General features: G+C 52.5%; 2 protein-coding genes. Both read left to right on the forward strand.

What is annotated here, in order from left to right; translation table 11 throughout:
- The coding region (locus tag ACRC1E_RS03065) for a hypothetical protein (protein ID WP_438513638.1) at positions 1-200 on the forward strand (200 nt) is incomplete at its 5' end.
- A 291-nt stretch (positions 201-491) separates the two neighbouring features.
- Positions 492-1109, forward strand: coding sequence for a DJ-1/PfpI family protein (locus tag ACRC1E_RS03070; RefSeq protein ID WP_438513639.1), 618 nt, complete (start codon positions 492-494; stop codon positions 1107-1109).
- The last annotated feature ends 76 nt before the right edge of the window (positions 1110-1185 follow it).

Below are 1185 nucleotides of genomic sequence, written 5' to 3' on the forward strand. Positions count from 1 at the left end.
AGACCACTCTGTTGCCAGGCCTCGAGATGGGCGTATGCGGTAGCGCGGTGCTGGATGCGGGCGTTCATGTCATCCTCGGTCAGGGAAAAATCCGAGGATGCCTGCTTCTATCTTGGGATTACAGATGGGGCGGCTGGACCCTTACAATACATCGAACAACAGCAGACGCCACACTGAATGGCAAAAGCAAGGACGGCTAGGCCGTCCGCGCTATCCTTCCCCGCCCTGAAGGGCGAGGTTTGCCGCGCAACTGATCAATACAGTCACTTGGAGTGAAGCGGTGGGTGGTGGTGGGGATGTTTGTCTGGCTGGGCAACTTCCGGCGCCAGCCGAAAATTTCGTACACGTCGCCATGGTCCAAATGACGCTTGTCAAATTGCGATAGGCATTAACCAGACAGCTTCTATAATCCTAATCTGGCTTGCATTGGCTTATGAGTAATGTCTTTGGCAATTTTTCGCATAACAAAATGTCATTACTTATTGTGAATAATGAAATCCCTGCTCTTTTCCTCCAAGGAGAAAAAAATGGCCGAAAAAAAAATACTGATGCTGGTTGGTGACTATGTCGAAGATTACGAAGTCATGGTTCCGTTTCAGACCCTGCTTGCTGTCGGGCACACCGTGCACGCCGTCTGCCCGGACAAAGCTGCTGGCGATAGCATCGCCACGGCAATCCATGATTTTGAAGGTCAGCAAACCTATTCCGAGAAGCGAGGGCACAACTTTATACTCAATACGACTTTCGCCGACATCAAGGCTGACCAGTACGATGCACTCGTGATTCCTGGTGGTCGCGCACCGGAATATCTACGCCTGAATCCAGCAGTACTGGATATGGTGCGCCATTTCTTCAGCGCGAATAAACCCGTCGCCGCAATCTGTCACGGCGCACAATTACTGGCGGCAGCCGGAGTCATTACCGGGAAGACGTGTTCCGCCTACCCAGCCTGCCGTGCAGAAGTCGAGTTGGCCAAAGGCAACTATGCAGACATTGCCATCGACGGTGCGGTGACCGATGGTAATCTAGTCTCCGCACCGGCATGGCCCGCCCATCCAGCTTGGATGTCTCAATTCATCAAGCTGCTCGGCACGCGTATCGAACTCTGATACATCCCGAGGGGGAGATCATAAACAGTGAGGCATGCTGAAAAAAAACGGACACCTTCAACTCTGTCACATTAGG

Origin of the sequence: Craterilacuibacter sp., from assembly GCF_051659485.1 — a bacterium.
Taxonomy (GTDB): Bacteria; Pseudomonadota; Gammaproteobacteria; order Burkholderiales; family Chromobacteriaceae; genus Craterilacuibacter.

Bases quoted from the DNA above. Each gene is read 5' to 3' on its own strand.
- ACRC1E_RS03070 (WP_438513639.1), top strand. From the start codon at position 492: ATGAAATCCCTGCTCTTTTCCTCCAAGGAGAAAAAAATGGCCGAAAAA.